The 26735-nt window shown below is 65.3% G+C and carries 25 protein-coding genes; 11 read left to right on the forward strand and 14 right to left on the reverse strand.

Annotated elements, in window-relative coordinates; translation table 11 throughout:
- The first annotated feature begins 204 nt into the window (after positions 1-204).
- The 4 genes from AXW83_RS18750 to AXW83_RS18765 all read left to right on the forward strand — a co-directional run bounded on the left by AXW83_RS18750 (position 205) and on the right by AXW83_RS18765 (position 3373).
- Positions 205-450 (forward strand): type II toxin-antitoxin system VapB family antitoxin, encoded by a 246-nt coding sequence (locus tag AXW83_RS18750; protein WP_442855198.1) that lies wholly within the window; start codon positions 205-207, stop codon positions 448-450.
- Positions 447-836, forward strand: a complete 390-nt coding sequence (gene vapC, locus AXW83_RS18755; RefSeq protein WP_066615865.1) for a type II toxin-antitoxin system VapC family toxin — start codon at positions 447-449, stop codon at positions 834-836. Before AXW83_RS18750 ends, vapC begins: the two co-directional genes overlap by 4 nt.
- 94 nt (positions 837-930) lie before the next feature.
- Positions 931-2514 (forward strand): OpgD/OpgG family glucan biosynthesis protein, encoded by a 1584-nt coding sequence (locus AXW83_RS18760; protein ID WP_066615868.1) that lies wholly within the window; start codon positions 931-933, stop codon positions 2512-2514.
- Positions 2515-2695: 181 nt separating this feature from the next.
- Positions 2696-3373 carry an AprI/Inh family metalloprotease inhibitor gene (locus tag AXW83_RS18765; RefSeq protein ID WP_236841714.1) on the forward strand — a complete coding sequence of 226 codons (678 nt, stop codon included), beginning with the start codon at positions 2696-2698 and terminating at the stop codon, positions 3371-3373.
- A gap of 32 nt (positions 3374-3405) precedes the next feature.
- Here the strand turns inward: AXW83_RS18765 and AXW83_RS18770 are convergent, their stop codons facing one another.
- Positions 3406-4020, reverse strand: coding sequence for a GNAT family N-acetyltransferase (locus AXW83_RS18770; protein ID WP_066615870.1), 615 nt, complete (start codon positions 4018-4020; stop codon positions 3406-3408).
- Positions 4021-4295: 275 nt separating this feature from the next.
- Between AXW83_RS18770 and AXW83_RS18775 the strand changes: the two genes are divergently transcribed.
- Positions 4296-6707 (forward strand): transketolase-like TK C-terminal-containing protein, encoded by a 2412-nt coding sequence (locus AXW83_RS18775; protein ID WP_066615874.1) that lies wholly within the window; start codon positions 4296-4298, stop codon positions 6705-6707.
- A 161-nt stretch (positions 6708-6868) separates the two neighbouring features.
- On the opposite strand, the gene AXW83_RS18780 is transcribed toward AXW83_RS18775, so the two are convergent.
- The 3 genes from AXW83_RS18780 to AXW83_RS18790 all read right to left on the reverse strand — a co-directional run bounded on the left by AXW83_RS18780 (position 6869) and on the right by AXW83_RS18790 (position 9259).
- Entirely contained in the window at positions 6869-7174 is a 306-nt protein-coding gene (locus AXW83_RS18780; RefSeq protein ID WP_066615876.1) for a hypothetical protein, read from the reverse strand.
- A gap of 120 nt (positions 7175-7294) precedes the next feature.
- On the reverse strand, positions 7295-8419 hold the full coding sequence (locus AXW83_RS18785) for a calcium:cation antiporter (RefSeq protein WP_066615879.1): 1125 nt from the start codon (positions 8417-8419) through the stop codon (positions 7295-7297).
- A gap of 186 nt (positions 8420-8605) precedes the next feature.
- On the reverse strand, positions 8606-9259 hold the full coding sequence (locus AXW83_RS18790; protein ID WP_066615881.1) for a winged helix-turn-helix transcriptional regulator: 654 nt from the start codon (positions 9257-9259) through the stop codon (positions 8606-8608).
- A 254-nt stretch (positions 9260-9513) separates the two neighbouring features.
- Here AXW83_RS18790 and AXW83_RS18795 point away from each other — a divergent pair, with 254 nt between their 5' ends.
- On the forward strand, positions 9514-10671 hold the full coding sequence (locus AXW83_RS18795) for an acyl-CoA dehydrogenase family protein (RefSeq protein ID WP_066615885.1): 1158 nt from the start codon (positions 9514-9516) through the stop codon (positions 10669-10671).
- Positions 10672-10734: 63 nt separating this feature from the next.
- Here the strand turns inward: AXW83_RS18795 and AXW83_RS18800 are convergent, their stop codons facing one another.
- Positions 10735-12552: a glucan ABC transporter ATP-binding protein/ permease gene (locus AXW83_RS18800; RefSeq protein ID WP_066615886.1), complete on the reverse strand. Its 1818-nt coding sequence runs from the start codon at positions 12550-12552 to the stop codon at positions 10735-10737.
- Between the two features lie 143 nt (positions 12553-12695).
- Here AXW83_RS18800 and AXW83_RS18805 point away from each other — a divergent pair, with 143 nt between their 5' ends.
- Both AXW83_RS18805 and AXW83_RS18810 read left to right on the forward strand, forming a co-directional pair.
- Complete coding sequence (locus tag AXW83_RS18805; RefSeq protein ID WP_066615887.1) at positions 12696-13466, forward strand: motility protein A; 771 nt, start codon at positions 12696-12698, stop codon at positions 13464-13466.
- Between the two features lie 35 nt (positions 13467-13501).
- Complete coding sequence (locus tag AXW83_RS18810; RefSeq protein ID WP_066615888.1) at positions 13502-14326, forward strand: OmpA/MotB family protein; 825 nt, start codon at positions 13502-13504, stop codon at positions 14324-14326.
- A 55-nt stretch (positions 14327-14381) separates the two neighbouring features.
- On the opposite strand, the gene AXW83_RS18815 is transcribed toward AXW83_RS18810, so the two are convergent.
- The 5 genes from AXW83_RS18815 to AXW83_RS18835 all read right to left on the reverse strand — a co-directional run bounded on the left by AXW83_RS18815 (position 14382) and on the right by AXW83_RS18835 (position 19476).
- Positions 14382-14672, reverse strand: coding sequence for an addiction module antidote protein (locus tag AXW83_RS18815; RefSeq protein WP_066615889.1), 291 nt, complete (start codon positions 14670-14672; stop codon positions 14382-14384).
- Positions 14669-14974 (reverse strand): type II toxin-antitoxin system RelE/ParE family toxin, encoded by a 306-nt coding sequence (locus AXW83_RS18820; protein ID WP_066615890.1) that lies wholly within the window; start codon positions 14972-14974, stop codon positions 14669-14671. The genes AXW83_RS18815 and AXW83_RS18820 overlap by 4 nt, the downstream gene beginning before the upstream one ends.
- A gap of 35 nt (positions 14975-15009) precedes the next feature.
- Positions 15010-15534 carry a CAP domain-containing protein gene (locus AXW83_RS18825; protein WP_066615891.1) on the reverse strand — a complete coding sequence of 175 codons (525 nt, stop codon included), beginning with the start codon at positions 15532-15534 and terminating at the stop codon, positions 15010-15012.
- Between the two features lie 4 nt (positions 15535-15538).
- On the reverse strand, positions 15539-18148 hold the full coding sequence (locus AXW83_RS18830; protein WP_082767241.1) for a DUF3772 domain-containing protein: 2610 nt from the start codon (positions 18146-18148) through the stop codon (positions 15539-15541).
- Between the two features lie 248 nt (positions 18149-18396).
- Positions 18397-19476, reverse strand: a complete 1080-nt coding sequence (locus AXW83_RS18835) for an ROK family protein (RefSeq protein WP_066615897.1) — start codon at positions 19474-19476, stop codon at positions 18397-18399.
- A 234-nt stretch (positions 19477-19710) separates the two neighbouring features.
- On the opposite strand from AXW83_RS18835, the gene AXW83_RS18840 reads away from it, so the two are divergent.
- Both AXW83_RS18840 and AXW83_RS18845 read left to right on the forward strand, forming a co-directional pair.
- Positions 19711-20190 (forward strand): DUF2938 domain-containing protein, encoded by a 480-nt coding sequence (locus tag AXW83_RS18840; protein WP_066615898.1) that lies wholly within the window; start codon positions 19711-19713, stop codon positions 20188-20190.
- Positions 20191-20229: 39 nt separating this feature from the next.
- Complete coding sequence (locus AXW83_RS18845) at positions 20230-21465, forward strand: metal-dependent hydrolase family protein (protein ID WP_066615899.1); 1236 nt, start codon at positions 20230-20232, stop codon at positions 21463-21465.
- A gap of 103 nt (positions 21466-21568) precedes the next feature.
- On the opposite strand, the gene bfr is transcribed toward AXW83_RS18845, so the two are convergent.
- From bfr to AXW83_RS18870, 4 genes are all read right to left on the reverse strand, one after another.
- Positions 21569-22054: a bacterioferritin gene (gene bfr, locus AXW83_RS18850; protein ID WP_066615900.1), complete on the reverse strand. Its 486-nt coding sequence runs from the start codon at positions 22052-22054 to the stop codon at positions 21569-21571.
- A gap of 388 nt (positions 22055-22442) precedes the next feature.
- Entirely contained in the window at positions 22443-22976 is a 534-nt protein-coding gene (gene irrA / locus AXW83_RS18860) for an iron response transcriptional regulator IrrA (protein ID WP_066615904.1), read from the reverse strand.
- A gap of 159 nt (positions 22977-23135) precedes the next feature.
- The gene (locus AXW83_RS18865) at positions 23136-24710 is read right to left on the reverse strand and encodes a DHA2 family efflux MFS transporter permease subunit (protein ID WP_066615906.1); all 1575 of its coding nucleotides are present in this window, start codon (positions 24708-24710) and stop codon (positions 23136-23138) included.
- A gap of 13 nt (positions 24711-24723) precedes the next feature.
- On the reverse strand, positions 24724-25917 hold the full coding sequence (locus tag AXW83_RS18870; RefSeq protein ID WP_066615907.1) for an HlyD family secretion protein: 1194 nt from the start codon (positions 25915-25917) through the stop codon (positions 24724-24726).
- Positions 25918-26058: 141 nt separating this feature from the next.
- On the opposite strand from AXW83_RS18870, the gene AXW83_RS18875 reads away from it, so the two are divergent.
- A complete protein-coding gene (locus tag AXW83_RS18875; RefSeq protein WP_066615908.1) occupies positions 26059-26724 on the forward strand; it encodes a TetR/AcrR family transcriptional regulator in 666 nt (221 codons plus the stop codon).
- Positions 26725-26735 lie beyond the last annotated feature (11 nt).

Here is a 26735-nt window from a genome sequence, read left to right on the forward strand (position 1 = left end):
AAACGATCAGGGCTCGCCTTGCTGATTGCCGTCCGCCGAACGATCGGGATCACGGACGCCGCCGAGGATGCATTCACCATGCCCTGAGGGCGCGAGCGGCTGGCTGCATCCGGCCATGGGCAAAATGATAGGAAAGCCGCCCGCGGGCTGTCAACGACGTGACGATCCGCATCGCCGAGATTGAACCTCGAATCGGATGTGTATATGATCGTCGCTGTCTACACATCGGAGACGGAGATGCGGACCAACATCGAGATCGACGACGCCCTGCTGAAGGAAGCGATGGAGATCACTGGACTTCAGACGAAGAAGGCAACGGTCGAGGAAGCACTTCGCAGAATCGTCAGGAACGCCGATCTGAAGAAGGTGATCGCCGAGATGCATGGCCTCGGCTGGGAGGGCGACCTCGACCAAATGCGTGAAGGCCGGGTTTTCGATCCGCTGCCATGATCGTCGTCGACAGCTCGGTCTGGATCGCGCAACTCCGCTCGCAAGACACCCGCGCAGCGGCAAAGCTCGCCGAAATGGACACGCCTGATTACATCGTGGTGGGCGATCTCGTTCTAATGGAGGTGCTGCGAGGGGCTCGCGACGAGAGGCACGCAGATCGACTCGAGCGCTCGCTGCGGCGCTTCAAGGTCCAGCGGATGGTTGATGAAACGATCGCTGTATCCGCCGCTCGTCATGCGCGGCTCTTGCGCAGCCGGGGCGTCACGATCCGCAAGACGATCGACCTTCTGATCGCAACCTTCTGCATCGAACGAAATTACGAACTCCTCCATCAGGACCGCGACTTCGACATGATCGCGCGCCATACCGCCCTCAGGATCGCCTAGCTCCCTGCCCGCCCTAGACCGGCGCCAATTCATCGCCTAAGTCCCTGGACTGAATAAGCCTTCGCGGCCCGTTACCACTGGATTTCCGTCTCCCATGACAAACACCAACCGCCGCCATCTCCTGGCCGGACTTGCCGCCGCGCTCAGCCTCTCGGTGGCGCCATCGGCCCTGCTGGCGCAGCAGCCTGCCCCGCAGCCGCCCGCGCCTGCGCCGCCGCAGCCGCGCTTCGGCTTCGAGGATGTCGTGCGTCGCGCCCGCGAGATCGCGGCCGTGCCATATGAGCAGGGCCCCACTCTGCCCGAGCCCCTGTCGCGGCTGGATTTCGATTCCTGGCGCGACATCCGTTTCCGTCCCGATCGCGCGCTGCTGGCCCAGAACGGGTCCGGCTTCAGAATGCAGATGTTCCACCCCGGCTTCCTGTTCACCCGGCCGGTCGTGGTCAATGTCGTGCGCGACGGCGTGCCGACGCCGGTACCTTATTCCGCCAGCCTGTTCGATTACGGCCGGGTCAAGTTCGAGAAGCCCCTGCCGGTCAATCTCGGCTTCGCCGGTTTCCGGCTGCACTATCCGCTGAACGATCCGCGCGTGCTCGACGAGTTGATCTCGTTCATCGGCGCGAGCTATTTCCGCGTGCTCGGGCGCCATCAGCGCTACGGCCTCTCGGCGCGCGGTCTGGCGATCGGCGCCGGCCTGCCCGCCGAGGAGTTCCCGATGTTCCGGGAGTTCTGGATCGAGGCGCCCGCGGCGAATGCCGAGCGCGTCACCGTCTATGCGCTGCTCGATTCGGCCTCGGTGTCCGGCGCGTACCGGTTCCACATCTATCCCGACGTCGACAGCGTCATGGATGTCAGCGTGACGCTGTTTCCACGCCGCCCGATCGAGAAGCTGGGGCTGGCGCCGCTGACCTCGATGTTCTTCACAGGTGAGAACGACCGACGCTTTCATGAGGATTTCCGCTCGGAGCTGCATGATTCCGACGGGCTGATGATTCATTCCGGTACCGGCGAATGGATCTGGCGCCCGCTGCGCAATCCACGCCAGCAGGCGGTCTCATCCTTCGTCGAGCGCAATCCGCGCGGTTTCGGCCTGATGCAGCGCGACCGGACCTTCGAGCACTACCAGGATCTCGACCTCTTCTACGAACTGCGGCCTTCCTACTGGATCGAGCCGCAGGGCGACTGGGGCGAAGGCGTCGTCGAACTGATCGAGATGCCGACGACGGACGAGACCAACGACAACATCGTCGCGCTCTGGGCACCGAAGGCGCCGCTCGAACCCGGCCGCGAATTCTCCTTCGGCTACAAGCTGACCGCGATGCTCGACAGCGACGACCTGCATCCGGGCGGGCGCGCCATCAACACTTATCAGGCCAGGCCCAAGGCGCTCGGCTCGGGCGAGGCCGTGACGGCGGGCGCGCGCCGCTTCATCGTCGACTTCGCAGGCGGCGACCTCGAATACCATCTCAGGCAGCCCGACAAGGTCGAGATCGTGCCCTCGATCGCCTATGGCCGGATCGACCGCGCCTTCATCGTGCCCAACCCCAAGACGATGGGCTTTCGCGCCTTCATCGACATCGTCGTCGAGCCCGGCCAGCTCGCGGAGATGCGCGCCTTCCTGAAGAGCGGCGACAAGACGCTGACCGAGACCTGGAGCTACCCCTGGCGGGCGGAGGCTTGAGGGCTGCGTCACGCGCTCGACCATGCCGTCGCGCGTTGCCGGGAACCAGATCGCTGCGCCAAGGTTCGCAAATCGGCCCGGCTGGGCTATCAGGAGCGAGCGATCGCGCTCATGCGCCGTTCAGCCACCACACCGCATGATCGCGCAGGATATGATGGACGATGACCGGAACGGGCGCAGCATGACGATGAAGACAAATTCCTGGAGCACGGCTTTCAGGGCCGCCGGCCTGATGCCTGTTCTGGTGCTGGCCGCCTGTACCGGTTCGCAGCGCTTCGACTCGGCAGGCTACGCGCCGCAGACTTATGGCCAGCCGATGCTGCAGCCGGCGCCGCCGATCGAATCGGCGCCGGTGATGACGCAACCTTTGCCTCCGCCGGGCGGCTATCCGTCGGCTTCGGCGCCCGGATCCCTGCCGCCTCCGCAGGATCCGTACTACGAGCCGGCTCCGGGCGCGCCGCAGATTTCGACGCCGCCGCCGGTCGATCGCCCAAGCGACGTCCCGACTTTGCGCGGTGGAGGCGGCCAGATCGCGACGCTGGGTGCGGGCACCGGCAGCGCGCGCGGCGCGGTGTCGTCGCGCGACGGCGTCATCGGCAACTGGACTGCACGGGAGGCGACAGGAACCTCCTGCCGCGTCCAGCTCTCCAGCGCGCCGAGCCTCGATCTCTATCGCGCCAATGCCTCGGGCTGCGCCAATCGGGATCTTCAGAAGGTCAATGCCTGGGATTTCCGCGACGGCGAGGTTTATCTCTACCAGCAGGGCGGCTCGGTCGTGGCGCGGCTGCGGGCCAGCGACGGCGGCGCGATGAACGGCGCCGTGACGAAGTCGGGCGCCGCGCTCTCGCTCAATCGGTAACCTGCCATCGGTTGGAGCGGCGTGCGACCTTGTCAGGCGCGCGACGAACGGCCGAAGAAGGCCGGCCGCCAGAATTTGCGTTGCAGCGAAAGGGCCAGCGTCGCGAAGCCCCGGGCATTGTCGAACGCCTCGTCGAGGATGGTGAAGGCCGTCGGCCCACCGGTCGAGACGGATCCCTCGACATCGGCATAGCCGCCGACGAGATCGGCCTCGAACTTGTGCGCGAACCGGCGCATCGCGGCGTTCTCGGGCAGGCAGGTCATGTAGAGCGTACGGATACCGCGATTGCGCCCGGCCGTGATCAGGCGGCTGAACAGCTGCTCGCCGATGCCCTGGCGCCGCCAGTCCCGTTCGACGCTGAAGGCAGCCTCGCCGGTCTGGGCGACGATGTCCTCAAGCCCGCGCAGCTCGGCTGCGCCACGCACTTCGCCGGCTTCGACATAGGCATAGACCAGCCCGCCGACCCCGAACGTGGTCTCGGCGTAGTTGACGAGGAAATCGTCGTTGACGGCCGTGCCGAAGCGTTCGCGGCGCGTGGTCGCGTCGAGCCGAAGCAGATGTGCCGTGAAGAGGGCGCGCTCCGCGGGCCAGAGCCGGCGGATTTCGCCTGTGCCGGTCGTTGCGCCGGCCTTTTTGGAATGTGCCAATGTCATCTCCTGAAACAGCGTGGATCGCTGCGCAACCGACCAGGAGGCGTGTCTTCCCTAACTCTCGTCCCAGATCGTATGTTGCAGCGCACAATGCAAGAGGCCGGCCTGTGGCAATTCGGCGCTGAGCGTTCGACCTCGCGATTTGTCAGGCCCTGCCCGGCGACGAGACTTCGGCTGCCATCCTCGCCCAAAACATGCATGATGCCGCTACGATTTGCCGTGCGACGTTCCGACTTCGAACGGTCGCGCCCATGACCGCCGTGAGACCCGCCATGTCCGATCCCCGCCTGCCCCAAGACCCCCGTTTGCCGTTCCTGGCCGAGCTCGACAAGAAGATCCTCTGGCTCGCCTCCTGGACGATCCACAACGCCAACCATCTGCGCCAGAGTACGGACGGCATGAAAGTCGGCGGGCATCAGGCCTCGTCGGCTTCGCTCTGCACGATCATGACGGCGCTCTACATGGCCGCGCTCAAACCGCAGGACCGTGTCGCCGTGAAGCCGCACGCCTCGCCGATCTTCCACGCGATCAATTATCTGATGGGGCTGCAGACCCGCGAGAAGCTGGAGAATTTCCGGGGATACAAGGGTGCGCAGAGCTATCCCTCGCGTACCAAGGACATCGACGACGTCGATTTCTCGACCGGTTCGGTCGGCCTCGGTGTCGCGCAGACGCTATTCTCGTCGCTGACGCAGGATTACGTCCGGGCCCATGGCTGGGGGACCGACAGGCCGGAAGGTCGCATGATCTCGCTGATCGGCGATGCGGAGCTCGACGAGGGCAATATCTTCGAAGCCCTGATGGAGGGCTGGAAGCACGGCCTGCGCAATACGTGGTGGGTGATCGACTACAATCGCCAATCGCTCGACGCCGTTATCCGCGAAGGACTCTACGACCGTTTCGAGCAGATGTTCCGGAATTTCGGCTGGGACGTCGTCACACTGAAATACGGCTCTATCCAGCAGGCGGCGTTCAAGGAGACAGGCGGTGAGCGTCTGAAGGCCTGGATCGATTCCTGCCCGAACCAGCTCTATTCGGCGCTGACCTTCCAGGGCGGCGCGGCCTGGCGCAAGCGCCTGATGGACGACCTCGGCGATCAAGGGCCGGTTACGAAGCTGATCGAGGCCCGCTCGGACGCCGAACTCTCGAAGCTGATGTGCAATCTCGGCGGGCACGATTTGCCCTCGATTCTCGAAGCCTTCGAGGCCATCGACCACGACCGGCCGGTCTGCTTCCTCGCCTACACCGTCAAGGGTTTCGGCCTGCCGCTCGCCGGCCACAAGGACAACCATGCCGGCCTGATGACCAAGGAGCAGATGGAGGGCTTCAAGAGCGCCAACGCCGTCCGGCCCGGCCATGAATGGGACCTGTTCGAGGGCCTGTCGCTGCCGGAAGCCGAAATCCGCGGTTTCCTCGACAAAGTGCCGTTCTTCGCCCAAGGCCGGCGCCGCAAGACTGCACCGAAGCTCCCGGTCCCGGAAAAGCTCGAAGCCGGCATCCAGCCGCACATGTCCACGCAGATGGGTTTCGGCAAGGTGCTGGACGACCTCGCCAAGCGCGGCGGGCCGCTGGCCGACCGCATCGTCACGACGGCGCCCGACGTCACGGTCTCGACCAATCTCGGCCCCTGGGTGAACCGGCGCGGGCTCTTCGCCAAGGCGGAGATGGCCGACACCTTCAAGGACGAGCGCATTCCCTCGATGCAGAAATGGGAGTTCTCGCCACAAGGCCAGCATGTCGAACTCGGCATCGCCGAGATGAACCTGTTCATCAACCTGTCGGCGCTGGGCCTGTCGCATTCGATCTTCGGCGAGCGTCTGATCCCGATCGGCACGCTTTACGACCCCTTCATCTCGCGCGGTCTCGATGCGCTAAACTATGCCTGCTACCAGGATGCCCGCTTCATGGTGGTGGCAACGCCGTCCGGCGTCACGCTGGCGCCCGAAGGCGGGGCGCATCAGTCGATCGCGACGCCGCTGATCGGCATGAGCCAGGACGGGCTCTGCGCCTTCGAACCGGCCTTCGTCGACGAGCTTGCCGTGATGATGCGCTGGTCCTTCGATTACATGCAGAAGGATGGCGAGGGTGACCCCGACGAGCGCACCTGGTTGCGCGACGAGACCGGCGGCTCGGTCTATCTGCGCCTCTCGACGCTGCAACTCGAACAGCCCAAGCGCGTGATGACGCCGGAACTCGAAAGCGAGATCATCGACGGCGCCTATTGGCTGAGGAAGCCGGGACCGAACGCCTCGGTCGTCATCGCCTATACTGGAGCAGTCGCGGCCGAGGCGATCGAGGCCGTCGGCCTTTTGGGCGAGGATCGGCGCGATGTCGGGCTGCTCGCGATCACCTCGGCCGATCGGCTCAATGCCGGCTGGCAGGCGGCCGAACGGGCACGCCAGCGTGGCAACCATCAGGCCACGAGCCATGTCGAGCGGCTGCTCGGAGATCTGTCACGCGATTGCGGCATCGTCTCGGTGCTGGACGGCCACCCGGCGACACTGGCCTGGCTCGGCAGCGTGCATGGCCACAGGCAGAAGGCGCTCGGCGTCGAGCATTTCGGCCAGACCGGCACGGTCGCCGATCTCTACCGTCATTTCGGCATCGACGCCAACGCGATCGTCCACGCGGCGCAGGCTGCGGCGCCGGGGCGGCCGGTGCGCTATCTCAAGGCGTTGCCTTGAACGTTTGACGGTTCGCGCCGACCCATACCGTCATCCCGGACGCAGCGAAGCGGAGATCCGGGATCCATGCCTGAACCGCTCCGACATGGATCCCGGGTCAAGCCCGGGATGACGGTCGTGAATTTCAGTACTGTCGAGAATCCTACTTAGCCGATCGCGCCTCAGAAGCGCGGCGTCTCGAAGGTGTCTGCGAAGGGATTGCGGCCCGCACCGATCCGGCCCGGCAGCACGTCCTCGCCATAAAGACCGCCGGTGCTCGCATAGACTGGGGCCGAGGCGAAATGCTGGCTGGCATAGCGGTTCAGCGAGCCGACGGCGACGACGTTGCCAGCGTCGAAATAGCTGCGCTTCTGGACGATGACGCGAAGTGGGCCACGACGGCTCTGCGCCTCGGCGACCGAGGCCGCGACGGTCAGCGCCACGAGCGAAAGGCCGAGGCCGGCGGCGAAACGCTGGAAGGAACGCATGACGACTGGTCTCCTGAAGCGGGCACGCGGCCCATGATCGACGGCTGGCGACGATACTACGCCGTGGTTAACGCTTTGGTGCCGACCATAAACCACACATTCGCGCGACTGACATCGAACCTACGGGCTGAATACCAGCACTACGAAAACGAAAAATACTGATAAATGCACCGCACCTTCCAGCATCGTCGTGCGGGTGCCCGTGAAGGTCAGCGTGCTCAAGAGCAGCGTCATCGCCAGAATGATCATGTTGGTGCCGGACAGGCCGAGCACCACCTCCTGGCCCGTGAACAGACCGATCGCCAGCACAGCCGGAACCGTCAGTCCAAGCGTCGATGCGGCCGCACCAAGGCACAGGTTTATCGCCCGCTGGAGCTGGTTCGCCGTGATCGCGCGCAGCGCCGCGATGCATTCGGGCGTGAACACGACCATTGCGATCAGAATGCCGCCGAGCGCGACCGGCGCACCGAGCTTGATGATGCCGAAATCGAGCACGGCCGCCAGACTTTTCGCCAGAACGACGATCGGCAGGATATTGGCGAGCAGGAGCGCGACATGCGTCCAGGTCGCGCCGCCCGGATCGTCGTAGCCGTGATCGCTGTCCTCGGAGATACCGTCTTCTCCGGCAGTCCGTGGGACCGGTGCCTGCTCGCGCGTCGGCTCCTGGAAGAACGAGCGGTGCCGCCCGGTCTGGAGCGCGAGGAAGGCGCCGTAGAGCGCGAGGGTGAAGACCGAGAAGCTGATCGACTGCAGCGTCGTCAGCGTGCCGTTGCTGGTCGAGGTGGTGAAGTTCGGGAGCACCAGCGGGATGATCGTCAGAGGTATGATCACCGCCAGATAGGAGGAGGCGCCCTTCATATTGTAGCTCTGCGCGAAATGGCGCTGCCCGCCAAGCAGCAGCCCGATCCCGACGACGCCGTTGAGCACGATCATCAGCACTGCGAACATGGTGTCGCGCCCCAGGGTCGGCGCACCCTTGGCGCCCAGCATCACCGCTGAAATCAGCGCGACCTCGATGATCACGATCGACAGGGTCAGGATCAGCGTGCCGTAGGGTTCGCCGAGCCGCCCAGCGAGCATCTCGGCTTCATGGACCACGCCGAAGGCCGCCCAGATGATGACACCCAGCAGCCACAGGAAGATCGCGACCGAGACCAGTGGCGCTCCTAACTGTCCGAGAATGCCGGCTCCGAAAATCTGGAACGAAGCCACGCTTGCCCATGCGCAGGCGAGGCGGATGATCATGGTGGGCAAAGGCCTGTCCTGCAAAATGACATGGTTTGGAAAAACGCGAGCAGACACCGGCTGCGCGCCGCCTGTCGACTGCCAACGCATTGTAGTCGACTTCGTTTCGTCAGGACCAGGCGGGCGAGCATCGGGCGGAACTGAGGAGACGACCTCGTACCATGAGCGGCACTGACGTCAACGGCTTCAGTTCATCCTGCGCTCGCCCTTCGCGAACGGGCTGAGGCCAAGCCACTGGTGGATCGAGCGGGCGATCGTCTGGTCACCGGTCAGCTGGATATTGCCTGCATCGACCTCGGTGCTGAGCTTCGAAATTCCCATCCAGACCGCCGTCATCGTTCGCAGCGAACTGCGCACGTACAAGTCGATCTCGTAGCCCGGATTGGTGTGGCACAGATCGACCGTCTCCCCGTCGATCACCAGCCACCACAATCTGCGATCGGCGCTCAGCTCCGGGTAGATGAAGTTGATCGTGCAGCGTCGGGGCGGCAGCGGCGACGGCTCCAAGCCGCGCCGCATGTCCCACATCAGCAGCGAGGGATCGAGATTCTTCAGCGACATCGACGATTCGACCCAGCGCTGCCCCCAGAAGCCGAGCGACATGACGACGCCGCGCAGGTCCTCCCCGGCCTCCGTCAGCCGGTAGTTCATCACGCCGGGCTGGCCGGACGGGGTCGTCGCGATCACGCCGGCTTCTTCCAGCTCCTTCAGTCGCTTCGAGAGCAGCGACGGCGACATGCGCGGCACGCCCCGCCGCAGATCGTTGAAACGCGTCGTGCCGCAGAGGAGTTCGCGAAGCACGAGCGCCGTCCAGCGACTGCAGACGATTTCGGCCGCCATCGAAACGGGACAGAACTGGCCGTAGCTTCCACGATCGGCTTTGTCGGGCAATTGAACCCCCGGATCATGATTGCGCCGGTGAGAACTCCGGACGTAAAACCAGTTGGCATCCTACCCTGTCGCAAAGGCAATTGCAGCATCTCTTCCGCCGCGACCCGTTTCGATTACGGTGCGCTAGTACAGTTCGTGAACTGGAACGCCGCTTAGCGGCTGGATACCGTCCCCGCCATCGAAGTTTCATAAGGGAGGACGCCATGAGCACGAGCGCGGCATTGAACATGAAGACGCAGGACCGGCGCAGCGTCGCCGAGATCGCAACCGAACTCGGCGCGATCTTCGCAGGACGCGCCGAGCAGGCCGTCGACGAGGACAGCTTCGTCGCCGACAATTTCGCATTGTTGAAAACCTCGGGGCTGGTCGAGGCCGGCGTGCCGGTCGAACTCGGCGGCGGCGGCGCCGACGTCGACGAACTGGCGGAGATGCTTCGGATTCTCGCCTATCATTGCGGCTCGACCGCACTCGCCTTCTCGATGCACACCCATCAGGTCGCGGTCCCGGCCTGGCGCTGGACCCATCAGAAGGCCATGCCGGTCGAGCCGCTGCTCAGGCGCATCGCGCAGGAGCGGATCATCCTGCTGTCGAGCGGCGGCTCCGACTGGATCGGCGGCTCGGGCAAGGCCGAGAAGGTCGAGGGCGGTTATCGCATCACGGCACGCAAGGTGTTCTCGTCCGGCTCGCCCGCCGGCGATCTCCTGATGACCGGCGCGATTCTCGAGGAGGAGGGCCAGCCTCCGACAGTCCTGCATTTCGGCGTCCCGATGAGCTCGCCGAACGTGAAGGTGCTCGACAACTGGCGCGTGCTCGGAATGCGCGGCACCGGCTCGAACGACGTCTCGATCGAAGGCCATGTCGTGCCCGAGACCGCCGTCTCGGTCAGGCGCAAGGCAGGCGAATGGCACCCGCTGTTCCACATCATCGCGACGATCGCCTTCCCGCTGATCTACTCGGTCTATCTCGGCGTCGCCGAGAGCGCACGCGACATCGCCATCGCGGCAGCCAAGCGCCGCCAGCCCAACCAGCACGCAATCCAGCTTGCCGGCCGGATGGACACCGAACTCGCGGCGGCGCGGCTGGCACGCGACTGGATGCTCGCCGCGGTGCGTCTCAACGCGCCCTCCGCTTCGACCATCAACGACGTGATGATGGGGCGGCAGCTCGTCGCGCGGCACGCTATCGCTACGGTCGAGCTGGCGATGGAACTGGCCGGGGGCGCGGGCTTCTTCCGGGCAACCAGACTGGAGCGGCGGTTCCGCGATATCCAGGCCGCACGCTATCATCCGATGCAACCGGGACCGCAGGCCCAATATGCGGGCGCGATGGCGCTGGGACTTCCGGTCGAGCAGATCTACTAATCCTATTGACGAGATAGCTTTCTGCGGCGGTTTTCGGGCCGCCGCAGCACGTCGCGTATTGCCTCAGTCTACCGCGATCTTCGCCGCCAGTGGGCTTCCTGCCCCGTCGGGCAGGATCGCCGCAGGCTTGTCAGTCACCAGATACTGCGCCCGCGCCAGCGCCTCGAATCGGCCGCCCTTGGCGACGAGTTCGTCGAACGTGCCCATCTCGATCACCCGGCCCTGCTCGAAGACGAGGATGCGGTCGGCATTGCGGATCGTCGCGAGCCGGTGCGCGATGACGAAGGTCGTGCGCCCCTTCATCACCTCGTCCAGCGCCTTCTGCAGCTTGACCTCGGTCGCGGCATCGAGCGCCGAGGTCGCCTCGTCGAGGATCAGGATCGGCGGGTTTTTGAGCAGAGCGCGCGCGATCGAGAGGCGCTGGCGCTCGCCGCCCGAGAGCGTGCGGCCGCGTTCGCCGACCAGCGTGTCGAGCCCGTCGCTCTGGCGCGCCATGACCTCCGTCGCCTGGGCGCGGTCGAGCGCCTCCATCATCTCGGCATCGGTCGCATCGGGCTTGCCGACGGTCAGGTTCTCCCGGATCGAGCGCGCGAACAGCATCGGCTCCTGGAAGACGACGCCGATATTCCGGCGCAGCGACAACAGCGAAATCTCGCGGATATCCATGCCATCGGCCGTGATCCGGCCCGATTGCGGATCGAAAGCGCGGTGCAATAGGCCGAGCGTCGTCGATTTGCCCGAGCCGGTCGAGCCGACGATGGCGATCGTCTCGCCCGGCTGCACCGCGAAGGAGACATCCTCCACCGCCGCGCGCTTGCCGTCATAGGAGAACGACACGTTCTCGAACGCGATGGCCCCCTGCAGCCGCCCGGCATCGGCTGCGTTCGGCGGATCGCGCACCGCCGGCATCGTGTCGAGAACCTCGAAGAACTCGCGCAGCTTCGGCCCCTGCATGAAGATGAAGTTTACGAAGGCGACGATCTGCTCGAGCCGCCCGACCAGCATGGTGGCGAAGCCCATGAAGGTGACGATCTCGCCGACCGTCGTCAGTCCCTGCATCAACAGCCACGCGCCGACGACGAAGATGGCGAGCACCGTCAGTGTCGCCGAGGCGCGCGTCGCGACCGTTGCGACCGCCCACCAGGACAACACCGGAAGCTGCGCTTCGAGCAGGCTGCTGATGGTCGAGCGCAGCCCGCGCACCTCCGCCTCGATACGCGTGAAACTCTGGATTACCGGCACGTTGCCGAGCGCGTCCGACGCCCGCTCGGCGAGGCTCGAATGATAGGCCTCGACATGGCTCTGCAGCTTGTCGGTCTTGCGCAGCACATAGGCCGTCAGGGACCCGAACAGGGTGACGAGCGAGATCAGCAGCAGGCCGAGTTGCCAGTTCTTCCACAGCGTGAAGGGGAGCAGAATGAACAGCGCGACGAGGCTGGCGCAGTGCTCGCGGAAGAAGGACAGCCACAGCGCCCACATGCCGCTCGTGCCGTCGAGCATCACCTTGAGCACACGACCGGAATGGGTCTGGGTGTGATAGGCCAGCGGCAGGGTCAGCGCGTGCTCGAAATAATTCGCCATCACCGCGAGTCTGCGACGATGCGCCAGCGCGTCGGAATGCAGCGCGACAAAGACGCCGGCCGCGATCGTAAACAGGCCGAAGCCGACCCAGGCCAGGATCAGCATGTTGAGATCGCCCCAGCCCAGCCGCTGGCCCGCGCCGTGGACGACAGACAGCTTGTCGATCAGCGCGCCGAACAGCATCGGCTCGGCAAAGGATGCCGCTGCCAGAAGGATATTGGCGAGCGCCAGCCACAGGCCCAGCCGCCGTTCCGGGCCGAGCTCTCCGAGGACGCGGGCATAGATCGCAAACAGGGACATCGGCAGAGCTTTAGCTGACCCGCGCCCGGGCACAAGCATTCAAACCTTAACGCTTCCTTCAAGGCAGTCTCGCTAAAGTCGCTCGCGGTCTCGCTCCGGTCCTGGCGGCGGGATGATCGCCAGTGCGATATCGGGGTAGTGTGATGGATATTGCAACTGCCGTAGGTTTGCTCTCCGGCGTCGGCGTGCTCGTCGGGCTCATCATGCTCGATGGCGGCAATTTCAAAGCCTATTACGATATTCATGCCGTCATCGTCATTTTCGGCGGTGCGACGGCTGCGACCATGATCCGCTTTCCCTTCTCCGTCATCCTGCACGGCCTGCCGATGGGAATGCGCTTCGCCTTCACGATGAGCGCGAGCCACCCGCGCGAGCTGATCGAGGAGATCACCCGCGTCGCGGAAGTCGCCCGCAAGAGTGGTCCGGTCGCGCTGGAAAGCGTCGAGGTCTCCGACATCTTCCTCGCTCAGGGCCTGCGCTACATCGCCGACGGCTACGACAAGGAATTCATCCGCGACACCATGGAGCGCGACCGCGACAACTTCCTGCAGCGGCTCGACGAAGGCTCGAAGGTCTACCGTTCGATCGGCGACTGCGCCCCGGCCTGGGGCATGATTGGTACCATTCTGGGCATGGTGACGATGTTCGCCAACATGTCAGACCCCTCCAAACTCGGCGGTGCCATGGCGACGGCCCTCTTGGCGACGCTTTATGGCGCGGTCGTCGCCAACATGATCGCCATGCCGATCGCCGACAAGCTGCACGTCAAGCTCGAGGAGGAGGAGATCGCCCGCACGCTGATTATCGACGGCGTGCTGCAGATGCGTGACGCCAAATCACCCACCCTGATCCGCGAAATGCTGCTCGCCTACATGCCCGCACATCACCGGGCGGAAATGGCGGAAGCAACCTGACGGGGGGAGACGGCGCGATGGCCGGGTTCTGAACGATGGCGAAGAAGAAGCGCGGCGGCCATGGCGGCCATGGCTGGTTCGTGACCTTCGCCGACCTGATGGCGCTGCTGATGAGCTTCTTCGTCATGCTCGCGGCCTATTCGAGCCAGGACAAGGCCAAATTGCAGATCGTCGCCGGCTCGATGCGCGAGGCCTTCGGCAACCAGAGGGACATCCGGCTGGCGGGCATCGTCGAGACCGACGGAGTGCCCACGGGAACCACCGTCAAGAATGCGCGCATCAAGCCGCTCAGCGAGGCGACCGACACGCCCGGCCCCAACAAGACCACGCCCAATGACGACGGCCTGACACAGGCGACGCAGGATCGCGGCTTCGCCTTGGCTGCGGCCTCGCTGCGGCAAGCGCTGCGCGACATGCCCGAGATCGCCGAGATCTCGCGCAACGTTCTGGTCGAGGTCTCGGACACCGGCATCGACATCCAGCTCGTCGATCAGGAGGGCCGCGCCATGTTCGCGGAAGGCTCGAGCCAGCCCAATGAACGGATGCGCAAGGTTCTGGCGGCGCTGGCACCAACTCTGCGGCGGATGCCCAACAGGATCACGCTGACCGGCCATACCTCGACCCCGCGCCCGGGCGCCACGCCGGAGGGAGACCCGTGGGTCCTCTCCGTCGGGCGCGCCGCTGCCGTGCGCGAGATTCTGGCCAATACCGGCGTGCCCAACGAGCGCTTCGCCTCGGTGACCGGCAAGGGCGACACCGATCCGCTGATCAAGGACAATCCCTATCTGCCCTACAACCGCCGCGTCGGCATCGTCCTGAAGGCCGATTCGCCACCGCTGCCCTTCGGCGCGAAGCCCTGAGGTGATCGGCTCGGCCTGTCGATGGCTCTGCTCGCCATAACGGCAAGCGTAACAATCACGCACTCAGCGGCACCGGCGCAAGGCGCAGGCCGAAGGCGTGCATGACCTTGAGAACCGTGCCGAACTCGGGGTTGCCCTCGGCGCTCAACGCCCGATAGAGCGCCTCCCGACTGAGACCGGTATCCCGCGCGATCTGGGTCATCCCGATCGCACGCGCGACATTGCCGAGCGCGCGCGAGAACAACGCAGGGTCGCCATCCTCCAAGGCGGCATCTAGATAAGCCGAGATCATTTCCGGCGTATCGAGATGCTCCGAGGTATCCCAAGGCCCGACGTCGATCGTCATCGCTCTTCGTCCTTTAGCGACCGCGCGATCGTCTTGGCCCTGACGATGTCGCGATCTTGGCTGCTCTTGTCGCCACCACATAGCAGAATGACGACGGTTCGACCGAAACGGGTGAAGTAAATGCGATAGCCGGGCCCGGTATCGACCCGCAGCTCGCTGATGCCCTCACCAACCGGCTTTACATCGCCGACATTGCCCTCCGCGACACGATCGAGCCGCGTCAGGATCCGAGCCTTGGCTTTCAGATCGCGTAGCCCGTTGAGCCACTGCACGAAATCCTGGGTCCGCCGAACGATGATCACGCCCAAATCGTAACCTGCAGGCTACAAATGTCAATTCACGGCGCCACGATCAGCGCCCAATACACCTGATACTTCGAGCCCGGCGCATAGGCCGTGGCGATGCCCATCCGGGTCGCACCCGGCGTTTTCATTACGCGGTCGTGCTGGGGCGAGTCGCGCCAACCCGAGAAGGCCTCGGCCATGCGGCGATAGCCGGCGGAGAGATTGACCTCGGCGCCGCGCTGGCCCTCGCGCTCCAGCCGTTTTTTGACCGCCTCGGCCGAGCCGGGCTTGTCGGCGGCGGCCATGGCCGCGGCCTCGCTTTCGGCGGCCTGGCTCAGACCCGGATCGAGCTTGAGAGCCGCCAGCCCCTGATTGAGCCGATAGGCCGAGATGGTCGCGCGTGCCGCCTCTTCGTCGACGCGCGCGGAGGCCGAGCCGAGATCGCGATAGAAGGCGGGCTGCCCCGTGCGGGCGGGCTCGGTACAGCCGGCGAGGTTCAGCACGGCGAGCGCGCCGGCGAGCAAGGCGGGGCAGGTCACGCCGAGGGCTTTCGGCGCGACGCGCTTGGTGTCGGGCATCGCATCATTCCTTGTTATCGTCCTTGAACGGAATCTTGTCGGGCTCCTCAGCCGGGGCCGGCTTTTCCGGCGGTGCAGCGTCCGGCTCCTCGTCATTGATGGACGCCGCCGGGCCGCGCACAGTGATCTTCGACTTCGGAGTCTTGCGCTGGCTGATCTCGCGCGAAACCGCCTCGGCAATGCTGCCCAGCGACTGCTCGATGCCCTCCAGCCCCTTGACCGTCAGTTCGGCGCCCACCGCGGCCGGCTCCATCTCGACCAGACGCTTGTGGATGACGTAGTTCAGGTCGCTTGTGACGCGGGCCACGACATCGACTTCTGCCACGATGCAGATCAGGTCGAAATCCATCGTCGCCGTGCCGAGCTTCTTGAACAGCACGGTCGGCGGCGGCTTCTGCAGCACGTCGCCATGCGCGGAGGCGGTCTCCGAAAGCATGGCGCGGACCTCGGTGGGATCGTAGACGCGCGGCACCGAAATCGAGATCAGCACGCGGCCGGTCCGATCGTTGCGGACGCGGTTGCGGACGACGCCGGAGATGAGGTTGGAATTGGGCACGATGACCGAGGAGCGGTCGAAGGTCGCGATCTCGGTCGAGCGGACATTGATCTTCTTGACGATACCCTCCGCGTCGCCGACCACGACCTGGTCGCCGACGCGGATCGGCCGCTCCCACAGCAGGATCAGCCCCGAGACGAAATTCGACACCACCGATTGCAGCCCGAAGCCGATGCCGACGGAGAGCGCGCTGGCGACCAGCGTCAGCCGTTCCAGGCTCAGGCCCAGCGAAGACACGGCCAGCGCCACCGCCGCGATATGGCCGACATAGCCGGCCGCCGTCGTGATCGAATTGCGCAGCCCCGTATCGAGCTCCGTCGTCGGCAGGAATTTGTTTTCGAGCCAGCCCTGGAGCGAGCGCGTCGCGGTCAACCCGAGCGCGAACAGCAGTCCGGAGACGATGATCGAGGACAGCGAGATGGTGACGCCGCCGAGCTGGAAGCCGAAGAAGGCAGCCCGCAGCGAGCTCGCAAGATCGCCCGATTCGAGCCCCCACGGCGCCAGCGCGAGCATCCCCATGACAACGATCAGGATGAGCTTGAGGGCGCCGGTGGCGACGACTGCAATCTTCTGCAATGTCGTGGCGCGAATGCCGATCCCGGCCTTCAGGGTCAGGGCGAGGCGGCCCTTTCCGGTCAGCGCCTGCATCAGGCCGAGATCGACAAGCTGGTAGACCAGCACGAAGAGGCTGACGAGAACCCCGATCCAGAGCACCTGCTCGGTCAGGAAGGAGGCGAAGACGACATAACCGCTGAGCGCCGCCAGGACGACGACGATGCCGACGATCCAGCCGAGGATGCGGACCGGCCCGAGGCTTGCCCCGTCGACCGGCACATAGGGGCCAAGACAAGCCTCCTCTTCGACTTCGTCATCGTCGCGCAGTTGGTAGAGCCCCGCGATCAGGGTCAGCGCGAAGACGATTGCAAGGATGCCGCGCACGAGGATCGAGACGGCCAGGCCCGCGGCGATCGCCTGCAGCCAGGCCTCCATCACCTTGCCGATCGACATCACCAGTGCGAGCGAACTTGCGATCCAGACGACGATGCGCGCGGTCGAATCCATCACGCTGACGAGGCGCCGCTGCGCGTTGCCGGGCGCAAACAGCGCATCCGCCAGCGCCTGCACGAAGGCGAAGATGGCAAGGCCCGCAACGACCGCACCGACGACAGGCTGGATGCGCGGCGGCAGCAGACCGGCCGTGTTCAGCGCGGAATAGATCAGCCAGCTCGCCAGGGCCGGTGGTGCCGCTCCCGCGACGAGATGGGCCAGCGCGATATAGAGGCAGTGCAGGCTGCCTGAATCCTGTGTCGTACCGACCCGCGCCTTGAAGCGCGGCATATAGCGGAAGCGGGCGATGTAAAGCAGTCCCGCACCGATCAGGGCGAGCGCGACGAGGAAGCCGCGCGCGCCGAAGAAGGCCTCGGCGACGACGGAAAGCCAGCCGCCGAAGATATAGCCCGAGGCCCGCAGGTCTTCCGGCAGGGTCGAGAGCGCGCTCCCCCATGCATCGGGGCTCAGAAGCGACGGCCCGGGAGCGAACAGGGTCTTGGCGAACAGCTCGCGGCGCTTGTCGCTGATCGCGGTTTGCAGCTGCTCGGCCTGCAGCATCGCCGCGCGCGCGATCTTCATCGTCTCGTCGGCATCGGAGAAGGCCTTGGTCCGGGCCTCGCGTTCGCGGGCGACCTCGGCGCTTTCGGCAGGAGCAGCGGCATCGGGCTTGGGACCGAGCTGGTCGAGCCTCAGGCGGGCCTGATCGACCCGGGGCCCCTGCTCCTCGACGAGCAGGCGCAGCTGCTCGAGCGACGGTTGCAGGCGCAAACGCTGCCGCTGCAGCTCCGCATCGGTCGTACTCGGGGTCGCCAGACTGGTCTCGACCTGCGTCAATTCGGTGCGGATCGTATCGAGCCGCGCCCGACCCGGATTGGCGGCTGCGTCGGGGGCTTGGGCGAAGACGGCCGTCGAACCGAGGATCACCGCGAGCCAAAGCGCAAGCACGGCCATGACCGACAGGCCGAGGCCTCTGATCGAAAGGGGGGCCTTACCCGCGCTCGCTGACATTCCGGTTCGGTCCCGCTCGGCGTGATTCGGTGCGGGCTCGACCCTCGCCCCGGGAGCGGCGGCAAGGCAAGGCGTCGGCGGGGAATTACTGATGTCGGGCAAAAATGGAACCTGGCGCGGAGGGATGGGCCGAAGGCGCAAACCCGCTCATACGACAGAGGTAAGGCCGGCTCCGACCGGCAGGCGTATCGCTGACAAAAAGGACGTCATCAAGGCGTTGAAGCGACGGCGCCGGCCGTCCGCACCGATCAGCCCTTGCCCTTCCCTTTCGGCTTGGTCCGGTTCTGGTAGCTCGCATTGCCGAGCCCGGTTCCGATCGTCAGCACGGCCCAACGCTCGACATCCTGCATCTGTGGCATCTCGCTGAGACCCTGGATCACGGCATCGTTGTGCATCACGACCTGCGTCTCGTGCCCGCCGATCTCCGGCACCATCTCGCGGATGCTGTCGACAAGGTTGAAACGGCTGCTCTCCCAGTTGCCCGGCAGGTTCTGCGCACCGCGATCGATAGCGCCGTTGGGCTCGATCCACCCCGGACAGCCGACCCCGATGAACGGCGCAACGCGCAGCCCTTCCTTTTCCGCCTGCCGGATCTGGGAGTTCAGCATCTTGCCAAGCCGCTTTATCGCGGCATCGCGGTTGATCTCTTCCTCGGCGTGGCGCCAGAGTTCGGATTTCCAGACGCGCGCCTTGTCCAGGTCGGGCGCCTTGTCCTGTCGCAGCTCGACGATGCCGGCACGGATGTTGGAACCGCCGATATCGACCGCCACCAGGCTGTCATAGGCACCGAAGATCCATTTCGGTGCCAGATGCGCGCTGCCGACGAGTCCGGCCTCGTCCGGGTGATGGCGTACGGGCTTCAGGTCGATTTCAAGCCCTTCGGTGTGCAGGATGATGCCGGCCCGGCCGATCGCCAGCTCGCCGATCCGGCTGTCCCGGAAGCCGCCGCCGACGACGATCCGCTCGATCTTCGACCACGCCTTCTGCTTGGAAAATCGCCGGATGACGAAGGCCAGCGACTGCGCGAAGCGTTCGATCGCGCTCAGCACGAGCGCAGCCTCATGCGGTTCGCCCTCGGCCAGCAGTGCATCCAGCGCCTTCTTGCTGATCGCCGCGGTGTCGCCGTCGAGAGGGTCTTCGCCGCTCTTGCGAAGGTGCTGGCGCAGCGCATCGAGGTGATCGACGAAAGCGCCGCGGCTCGCCTTGTCGCCGATGAAACCATCCTGGTCGCGGATTTCGAGATTGTAGCTCGTGACGACGACCGATGGCAGTTCCGCTGCCCCGTGAGCCCCATGAGCACCTGTTGTCTTTGCCGCAACGGCCGCCATCGCGATCCTCCCTGCTGTCCTGTCCGAGCAACCCGCCGACCGCCGCCGGGGTTCCCTGTGCGACGCCGTGGCATGGGCGACATCGCCTGATGCATGGGCCGTCTGCGCTGGTCGCACCACGCCACGTCACGGCCCTGTTGACCTGTGGGGTGGATATCCGCTCCATGGCAAGCAGCCGGTCCAGCGCGCCGCTGAGGCGCACCGACAAATCGGACCGGGGCGGTGGGGGACTGCATGTTGGAATTTCTGATCCGCGCGGTGGTCATCGGCGCCGGCGCGACCGCATTGCTCGATATCTGGGGGCAGGTGCTGAAAGCCACGATCGGCTGGCCCGCGACGAACTGGGCGATGCCGGGGCGCTGGCTGGCGCATCTTTTCCGCGGGCAGTTCGCCCATGACGACATCGGCAAGGCGGAGCCGGTGCCCAACGAACGCGCGATCGGCTGGGTCTTTCACTACGTGGTCGGCATTCTCTTCGCGGCGGTGCTGCTGGCGATTTGGGGCCTGGACTGGGCCCGCAACCCGACCTTCCTGCCGGCGCTGATCGTCGGCCTGGTCACGGTCGGCTGCGGCTGGTTCATCCTGGCGCCGGGCATGGGCGCCGGCATCGCCGCTTCGAAGAAACCCAATGCCAACCGCATCCGCCTGATGAACGTCATCGGGCACATCGTCTTCGCCATCGGGCTCTACGGCTCGGCGCTGCTCACCCGCTGAACACCGCGTCACCCACCACAGGATACCGAGAGACAAACCATGGCCAGCACGCTTTTCACCCAAGCCCGCATCGTCGACGGAACGGCCGCCGAGCGCAGCGATCCCGTCAGCGTGCTCGTCGAGGGCGGCACGATCAAGGAGGTCGGCAAGACCATCTCCTCAGCCAAGGCCAAGGTGATCGACCTCAAGGGCCGGACGCTGATGCCCGGCCTGATCGACGCCCATGTCCATGTCGTCGCCGGCGTCGCCGATCTCGGCAAGAACGCCGTGCTGCCGGATTCGCTCGTCACGGCCCGCTCCTTCGTGATCATGCGCGACATGCTGATGCGCGGCTTCACCACCGTGCGCGACGTCGGCGGCGCCGATTTCGGCCTGAAGCAGGCGACCGAGGAAGGCCATTTCCCGACGCCGCGGCTCGTCATCTCCGGCAAGGCACTGAGCCAGACCGGCGGCCACGCCGATTTCCGCGGCCGCTATGACGATGCGACGACCCCGGTGACGCGTCACCGGCTCGGCGCGCTCGGCCGCATCTGCGATGGGCTCGATCAGGTTCGCCGCGCCGCCCGGGAGGAGATGAAGGGCGGCGCCGACTTCATCAAGATCATGGCCAATGGCGGCTGCGCCTCGCCGACCGACCCGATCCATTTCCTCGGCTTCTCGGTGAGCGAGCTTGAGGCGATCGTCGAAGAGGCGAAGATGGCGGGAACCTACGTCTCCGCCCATGTCTACACCGACGACGCGATCCGCCGCTGCGTCGAGGCCGGCGTGCATTCGCTGGAGCATTGCAACCTGATCGGCCCCGACACAGCCAAGCTCGCAGCATCCAGGGGCGCGGTCGCCGTGCCGACGCTCGTTACCTACGACAAGCTCGTCAGCGACGGCCCCAAGCTCGGCTTCCCGCCGGACTCGGTCGCCAAGGTCGACGTCGTCCGCTCGGCCGGGATGGAGTCGCTGGCAATCATGAAGAAGGCCGGGCTGACCATGGCCTATGGCAGCGACCTGCTCGGCGAGATGCACCGCTACCAGTCCGAGGAGTTCGTCATCCGCGGCCGCGCTTTGCCGGCCCATGAGGTCATCGCCTCGGCCACCCATATCGCCGCCAAGCTGCTGAAGCTCGAAGGCAGGATCGGCACGATCGCGCCCGGCGCCCATGCCGACCTGATCGTCGTCGATGGCGACCCGCTGAAGGATCTCTCGCTACTGACCCGGCAGGGCCGGCACATGCCGCTGATCATGAAGGGCGGCGCCTTCATGAAGCGCGCTAGCTTGAGCTGAGCGGAAACGACGCTCGAACCGGAGCCGGGCGAGGTTCCATCGTCCAACTGAAAACGCCGGCCCTTCGGGGCCGGCGCGATAGGACCTTATCGAAACGAAGGGCTCAGTGGCCCTCGTCGAGATGGCCGATATGCTTTTGGGTGTAGAGTTCGATGCCGATGCGGCCGATCAGTTCCAGCTGGGTCTCGAGGAAGTCGATATGGCCTTCCTCGTCCTTCATCAGCGCTTTGAACAGGTCCTCGGAGGGGTAGTCGCCGACCTCGCGGCAATAGCTGGCCGCTTCCTGGTAGAGCGAACGGGCCTCGATCTCGGCCTTGAGGTCGCATTCGATGACCTCCTTGACGTTTTCGCCGATCCGCAGCGCATCGAGCGTCTGCATGTTCGGGAAACCTTCGAGGAACAGGATCCGGTCGGTGAAGCGGTCGGCATGGACCATCTCCTCGATCGATTCCTTGCGCCAGGTCTTCGCCATCTCCTTCAGACCCCAATTGTCGAGGATCCGGTAGTGCAGCCAGTACTGGCTGATGGCGGTGAGCTCCGAGCGAAGCCCCTTGTTGAGATATTCGATGACCTTCTTGTCACCCTTCATGGCGGCGCCCTTGCTCTACATTAGAATGATCCTAATGTAGAGCAGGCCGCCCTGGAAAGGAAGCGGCAAGTAGCACCCAGCCATGATTATTTTAGGAACCGTCCGTCAGGCGGCGGCGCGGTCGCTGTTGGCGGCGACACCGTCCATCATCTGGCCGACGGAAACATGTACGGCACATTCGATGTCACGGCTGGCGCATGATCGCACTGGCTGGCGCAGGCGGCCCGGGCTTCGGCAAGGATGCTGCGCACGACCCGCGCGCAACGCCCGCAATTCGGGCTGCAGCCGAGACAGTCATAGGCCTGTCCGGCCGTCGCCGGGCCGCTGCCATCGGGAGCGATCATGCCCTTGATCTGCCGGCAGGAGATGACGTTGCAGGAGCAGACGATCACGCGTGATGCCCCCCGGCCACGCGCATCTCGGTTTCCTGGCCATCGGCGCGGCGCAGCCTCACGATCACCTCGACCGAGGAGATCGTCATGCCTTCGGGAGCCTCGGGCAGGCCCGCGACCTGGATCGTCGAGCCGGGAATATCGATGACCGTCTCGTCTTCCTCATTGTAGAAATGATGATGCTCGGAGACGTTGGTGTCGAAGAAGGTCTTCGGTCCCGAGACGGAGACCTGGCGCAGCAGCCCGGCTTCCGAAAACTGGCGCAGCGTATTGTAGACGGTCGCCAGCGAAAGCGGTTCGCGGGCGCGGATCGCCTCCTCATAGAGCATCTCGGCGCTGACGTGACGGTCGCCCTTGGCGAAAAGCAGCCAGCCGAGCGCCATGCGCTGGCGGGTCGGCCGCAGGCCGGCGGTGCGCAGCCGGGCCTTGACGGCGCTGATCGGGCAGGAGGCCGGAGTTTTCTGCGGCCACGGAATATGATCCGCGGCGATGCGGGCCTGGCCGAATTCCTTGACGGACGAAACGCTCATCAACAACGCCTTCCAACATGCCGGCTGTCCGGCCACGTAGTTTAGAAAACATCTAAACTACTGATATTGTTGTTATATTTGTCGGACCGGACGGTGAATGTCAATCGTGCGGGGTGCGGCAAGAGGTCGTCATGGCCAGTTGGACCATCTCGACAGGTCTCAATGTCCCGCACCGGCGGGTGCCGCCGCCGGCGGCTTTCTCATGAAGAGGGCCAGCAGGACGAGGCTGGCGAAGATAAAGGTCAGGCCGAGGAACACGTCTCCGAAAGCCATGATCAGCGCCTGCTTGTGGGCGCGCTGGTTGATCACGGCGAGCGCCATCTCCTGCGCCGCGTCGCCATAATCCAGGAAGCGCTGCGCGGTGCTGGCAATCGCCTCCTCCGCCACCTGCCGGCCGGCGGCGACCATCTCGTGCAACCTTGTGATGTGAAGGTCGGTACGCGTGTTCAGCATCGTGTTGATCAGCGCGAGCCCGACCGCGCCGCCGAGATTGCGTGTCAGGTTGTAGAGGCCCGACGCGTTCTTGAGCTGGCTGGGCGGCAGCGTGCCGAGCGCGAGGTTGTTGATCGGCACCATGCACAGCATCAGCGAGACGCCACGCAGGATCTGCGGGACTAGCAATTCGTGGAAATCCCAGTCGGCCGTGATGAAATGCGCCAGATAGGTGCCCAACGCGAAGCCGCCGAAGCCGATCATCATCATGAAGCGCGGGTCGAGCTTCTGCGAGAGTTTGCCCGCGATCGGCGCGGTCAGGAACATGCACAGGCCGGTGATGAACATGGTCTCGCCGATCTGCAGCGCGTCATAGCCGCGGATGCGTCCGAGATAGACCGGATAGAGATAGGTCAGTGCGTAGAGCCCGATGCCCATGCAGAACGAGAACAGCGAGCCGAAGGCGAAGTTGCGGTTGGTGAAGGCATAGAGATCGACCAGGGGGTCGTCGCGCGTCAGCGCCCGCCAGAAGAACAGCGCCGCGCCTGCGATCATGACGAAGGAGAAGAACACGATCTCGTGGCTCTCGAACCAGTCGAGCCGGGTGCCTTCTTCCAGCACATATTCGAGGCTGCCGAGGAAGGCGGCCATGCTGGCGAGCCCCCACCAGTCGAAGCGCTTGAGCAGGCCCGGCTGCGGCTTGTCGAAATCGATCAGCGTCCAGGCCGCGATCGAGACGCAGATGCCAGGCACGACATTGACCAGGAAGAGCCAGTGCCAGGAAAAGGCGCTGCTGAGATAGCCGCCGACCGTGGGTCCGATCGTCGGCGCCAGCGTCGCCACCAGCCCGATGATCGGCGAGACGATCGGCCGCTTCGACGGCGGGAAGATGGTGAAGGCGGCCGCGAACACGCCTGGAATCATGCCGCCGCCGATGAAGCCCTGCACGGCGCGCCACAGGATCATCTCGTTGATCGAGGACGACATGGCGCAGAGCACGCTGGCGACGGTGAAGCCCGCAGCCGCGATCGAGAAGAAGACGCGGGTCGACAGCGCCCGGCTCAGATAGCCCGACAGCGGGATCATGATCACTTCCGCGATCAGATAGGCCGTCTGCACCCAGGCGATCTCGTCGGACGAGGCCGACAGGCCGGCCTGGATTTCGGCGAGCGAAGCCGAGACGATCTGGATGTCGAGGATCGCCATGAACATGCCGAAGACCATCGCGATGAAGGCGAAGATCCGGCGTCTGGGAATGGCGTCTTCGGCCGGCGAGGCGCCGGACAGGGTCGCGGTGGCCATGGCGGCCCGCCTTTCAGCGCTGCTCGGCCGGCCGCGGGTCGATCTTGACCACGACGGACATTCCCGGCCGCAGCACATGCCGGCCGGCCGACTGCGGCGCGATGGCGATGCGCACCGGCACGCGCTGGACGATCTTGGTGAAGTTGCCGGTCGCATTGTCGGGCGGCAGCAAGGTGAAGACCGAACCGGTACCGCCGGCGATGCCGCTGACCGTACCCTCGAAGACCTGGCCCGGAAGGGCGTCGACCGTGATCGATGCCTTGTCGCCGATCTTCAGCGGCCCGATCTGCGTCTCCTTGAAGTTGGCGTCGACATAGACCTTGTCGAGCGGGACGATCGACATCAGCCGCTTTCCAGCGCTGACAAGGTCGCCCAGCTGGACGTTGGTGTTGGCGACAAGCCCGTCGATCGGCGCATAGACGCGGGTGAAGGAAAGGTCGCGAAGAGCCTTGTCCTCGGCGACCTTGAGCTCGTCGCCCTGGCGGGCAGCCTCGACCCGCTGGGCCTTCAGCACCTCGACATTCGACTGGGCCGCGGCGACGCCCGCATTGGCGCTGGCCAGGGCGGCACTGGCGCGGTCACGCGCGGCAGTGGCGGCGTCGAGCGTCGCCTGCGAGCCATAGGATTTGGCGGCGAGGCTCTTGGCGCGGTCGAAATCGGCCAGAGTGCGGGTCACGTCGGCCTGGGCGGAGGTCGCCTGAGCCTGCGCCTGAAGCGCGCTGGCGCGGCCCGCCTCGATCTGGCTGTCGATGCGCCCGAGCGTGGCCGTCGACGTCGCGCTCTTGGCCCTGGCGCTTTCCAGCGCGATGCGCTGGTCGCCATCATCGAGCGCAACCAGCGGCTGCCCGACCCTGACCTCCTGGTTCTGAAACGCCGTCACAGCCGTGACGTTGGCAGCGAGTTTTGCCGAGATCGTCGCCATTTCGGCGCCGACATAGGCGTCATCGGTCGAGACGATGAAGCGCCCCGTCGTCCACCAGCCAACGCCATACCAGAGCCCGATACCGACAGCGGCGGTCGCGAGCAGCACCAACCCGCCGCGCTTCATGCGGCTGCGTTTTGCCGTCCTGGCCGCATCGGCGTCCGCAGCCTGTCGCGCGCCGGCATCCTGCTCCGGACGGGCTCGCGCCGCTGGCGCGGCATCGAGGGCGGGATCGACCAGCCTCAGCCGGTCGCGGCGCTTGTCGGTGATGATCTCGGCAGACATAATCGGTCCTGACGATGCGAATTCGAACTGATCGGTTCGATTGCATTTGATTTAGCGCGAGAGATATCGCATATCAAGAGCAATCGAACCAGCTGGTTCGATTCTTTTCGACACGGCCGGCCGGCAACCGGGCAAGGGACCATGAGCGACATAGCTGAGCCAATTCTTAAGCCGCCCTCGCGCAATCGAAGGATCGCGGGCGGGGACCCCGACAAACGCCGCCAGATCCTCGACGGTGCGCTCGACGTCTTCATGGCACGCGGTTTCGACGCAGCCAGCATGAGCGACATCGCCACCGCGGCGAATGTTTCGAAGGGAACCCTCTATGTCTATTTCGAGGACAAGGAGCATCTCTTTGTCGCGCTGATCGAGCGGGAGCGCGAGATCCAGCGCATGGGCGCCTTCGAGGCGCTGAACGACGATCCCGACCTCGCCCATGCGCTGACCCGCTTCGGCGAGGGGCTGGTGCGGTTGCTGGTCAGCGATTTCGCCGTCAGCGCCCAGCGCATCGTGCTCGGTGTCGCCGAGCGCATGCCCGAACTGGGCCGGGAATTCTACGAGCGCGGCCCGATGCAGGGCACCCAGCGGCTGTCAGCCTATCTGCGGCGCAAGCGGCAGGAAGGGCTGTTGTCGATCGACGACCCCGACCTTGCGGCGGCACAGTTCCTCGATCTCTGCCAGTCGACCTTGGTGCGGCCGCGCCTGTTCAACGCCGACCGCTTTCCCCCGACGCAGCAGGATATCCGCCGCGTGGTGGCCTCGGCCGTCGCAATGTTTCTGGCGCGTTACGCGCCGGAGCGGCGATAGGCATCCGTCCC

This window comes from Bosea sp. PAMC 26642 (assembly GCF_001562255.1).
Classification (GTDB): Bacteria; Pseudomonadota; Alphaproteobacteria; order Rhizobiales; family Beijerinckiaceae; genus Allobosea.

Coding starts and splice junctions, on each gene's coding strand:
- AXW83_RS18750 (WP_442855198.1), top strand. CDS start 205: ATGATCGTCGCTGTCTACACATCGGAGACGGAGATGCGGACCAACATC.
- vapC (WP_066615865.1), top strand. CDS start 447: ATGATCGTCGTCGACAGCTCGGTCTGGATCGCGCAACTCCGCTCGCAA.
- AXW83_RS18760 (WP_066615868.1), top strand. CDS start 931: ATGACAAACACCAACCGCCGCCATCTCCTGGCCGGACTTGCCGCCGCG.
- AXW83_RS18765 (WP_236841714.1), top strand. CDS start 2,696: ATGACGATGAAGACAAATTCCTGGAGCACGGCTTTCAGGGCCGCCGGC.
- AXW83_RS18775 (WP_066615874.1), top strand. CDS start 4,296: ATGTCCGATCCCCGCCTGCCCCAAGACCCCCGTTTGCCGTTCCTGGCC.
- AXW83_RS18780 (WP_066615876.1), bottom strand. CDS start 7,174: ATGCGTTCCTTCCAGCGTTTCGCCGCCGGCCTCGGCCTTTCGCTCGTG.
- AXW83_RS18785 (WP_066615879.1), bottom strand. CDS start 8,419: ATGATCATCCGCCTCGCCTGCGCATGGGCAAGCGTGGCTTCGTTCCAG.
- AXW83_RS18790 (WP_066615881.1), bottom strand. CDS start 9,259: ATGGCGGCCGAAATCGTCTGCAGTCGCTGGACGGCGCTCGTGCTTCGC.
- AXW83_RS18795 (WP_066615885.1), top strand. CDS start 9,514: ATGAGCACGAGCGCGGCATTGAACATGAAGACGCAGGACCGGCGCAGC.
- AXW83_RS18800 (WP_066615886.1), bottom strand. CDS start 12,552: ATGTCCCTGTTTGCGATCTATGCCCGCGTCCTCGGAGAGCTCGGCCCG.
- AXW83_RS18805 (WP_066615887.1), top strand. CDS start 12,696: ATGGATATTGCAACTGCCGTAGGTTTGCTCTCCGGCGTCGGCGTGCTC.
- AXW83_RS18810 (WP_066615888.1), top strand. CDS start 13,502: ATGGCGAAGAAGAAGCGCGGCGGCCATGGCGGCCATGGCTGGTTCGTG.
- AXW83_RS18815 (WP_066615889.1), bottom strand. CDS start 14,672: ATGACGATCGACGTCGGGCCTTGGGATACCTCGGAGCATCTCGATACG.
- AXW83_RS18825 (WP_066615891.1), bottom strand. CDS start 15,534: ATGCCCGACACCAAGCGCGTCGCGCCGAAAGCCCTCGGCGTGACCTGC.
- AXW83_RS18830 (WP_082767241.1), bottom strand. CDS start 18,148: ATGTCAGCGAGCGCGGGTAAGGCCCCCCTTTCGATCAGAGGCCTCGGC.
- AXW83_RS18835 (WP_066615897.1), bottom strand. CDS start 19,476: ATGGCGGCCGTTGCGGCAAAGACAACAGGTGCTCATGGGGCTCACGGG.
- AXW83_RS18840 (WP_066615898.1), top strand. CDS start 19,711: ATGTTGGAATTTCTGATCCGCGCGGTGGTCATCGGCGCCGGCGCGACC.
- AXW83_RS18845 (WP_066615899.1), top strand. CDS start 20,230: ATGGCCAGCACGCTTTTCACCCAAGCCCGCATCGTCGACGGAACGGCC.
- bfr (WP_066615900.1), bottom strand. CDS start 22,054: ATGAAGGGTGACAAGAAGGTCATCGAATATCTCAACAAGGGGCTTCGC.
- irrA (WP_066615904.1), bottom strand. CDS start 22,976: ATGAGCGTTTCGTCCGTCAAGGAATTCGGCCAGGCCCGCATCGCCGCG.
- AXW83_RS18865 (WP_066615906.1), bottom strand. CDS start 24,710: ATGGCCACCGCGACCCTGTCCGGCGCCTCGCCGGCCGAAGACGCCATT.
- AXW83_RS18870 (WP_066615907.1), bottom strand. CDS start 25,917: ATGTCTGCCGAGATCATCACCGACAAGCGCCGCGACCGGCTGAGGCTG.
- AXW83_RS18875 (WP_066615908.1), top strand. CDS start 26,059: ATGAGCGACATAGCTGAGCCAATTCTTAAGCCGCCCTCGCGCAATCGA.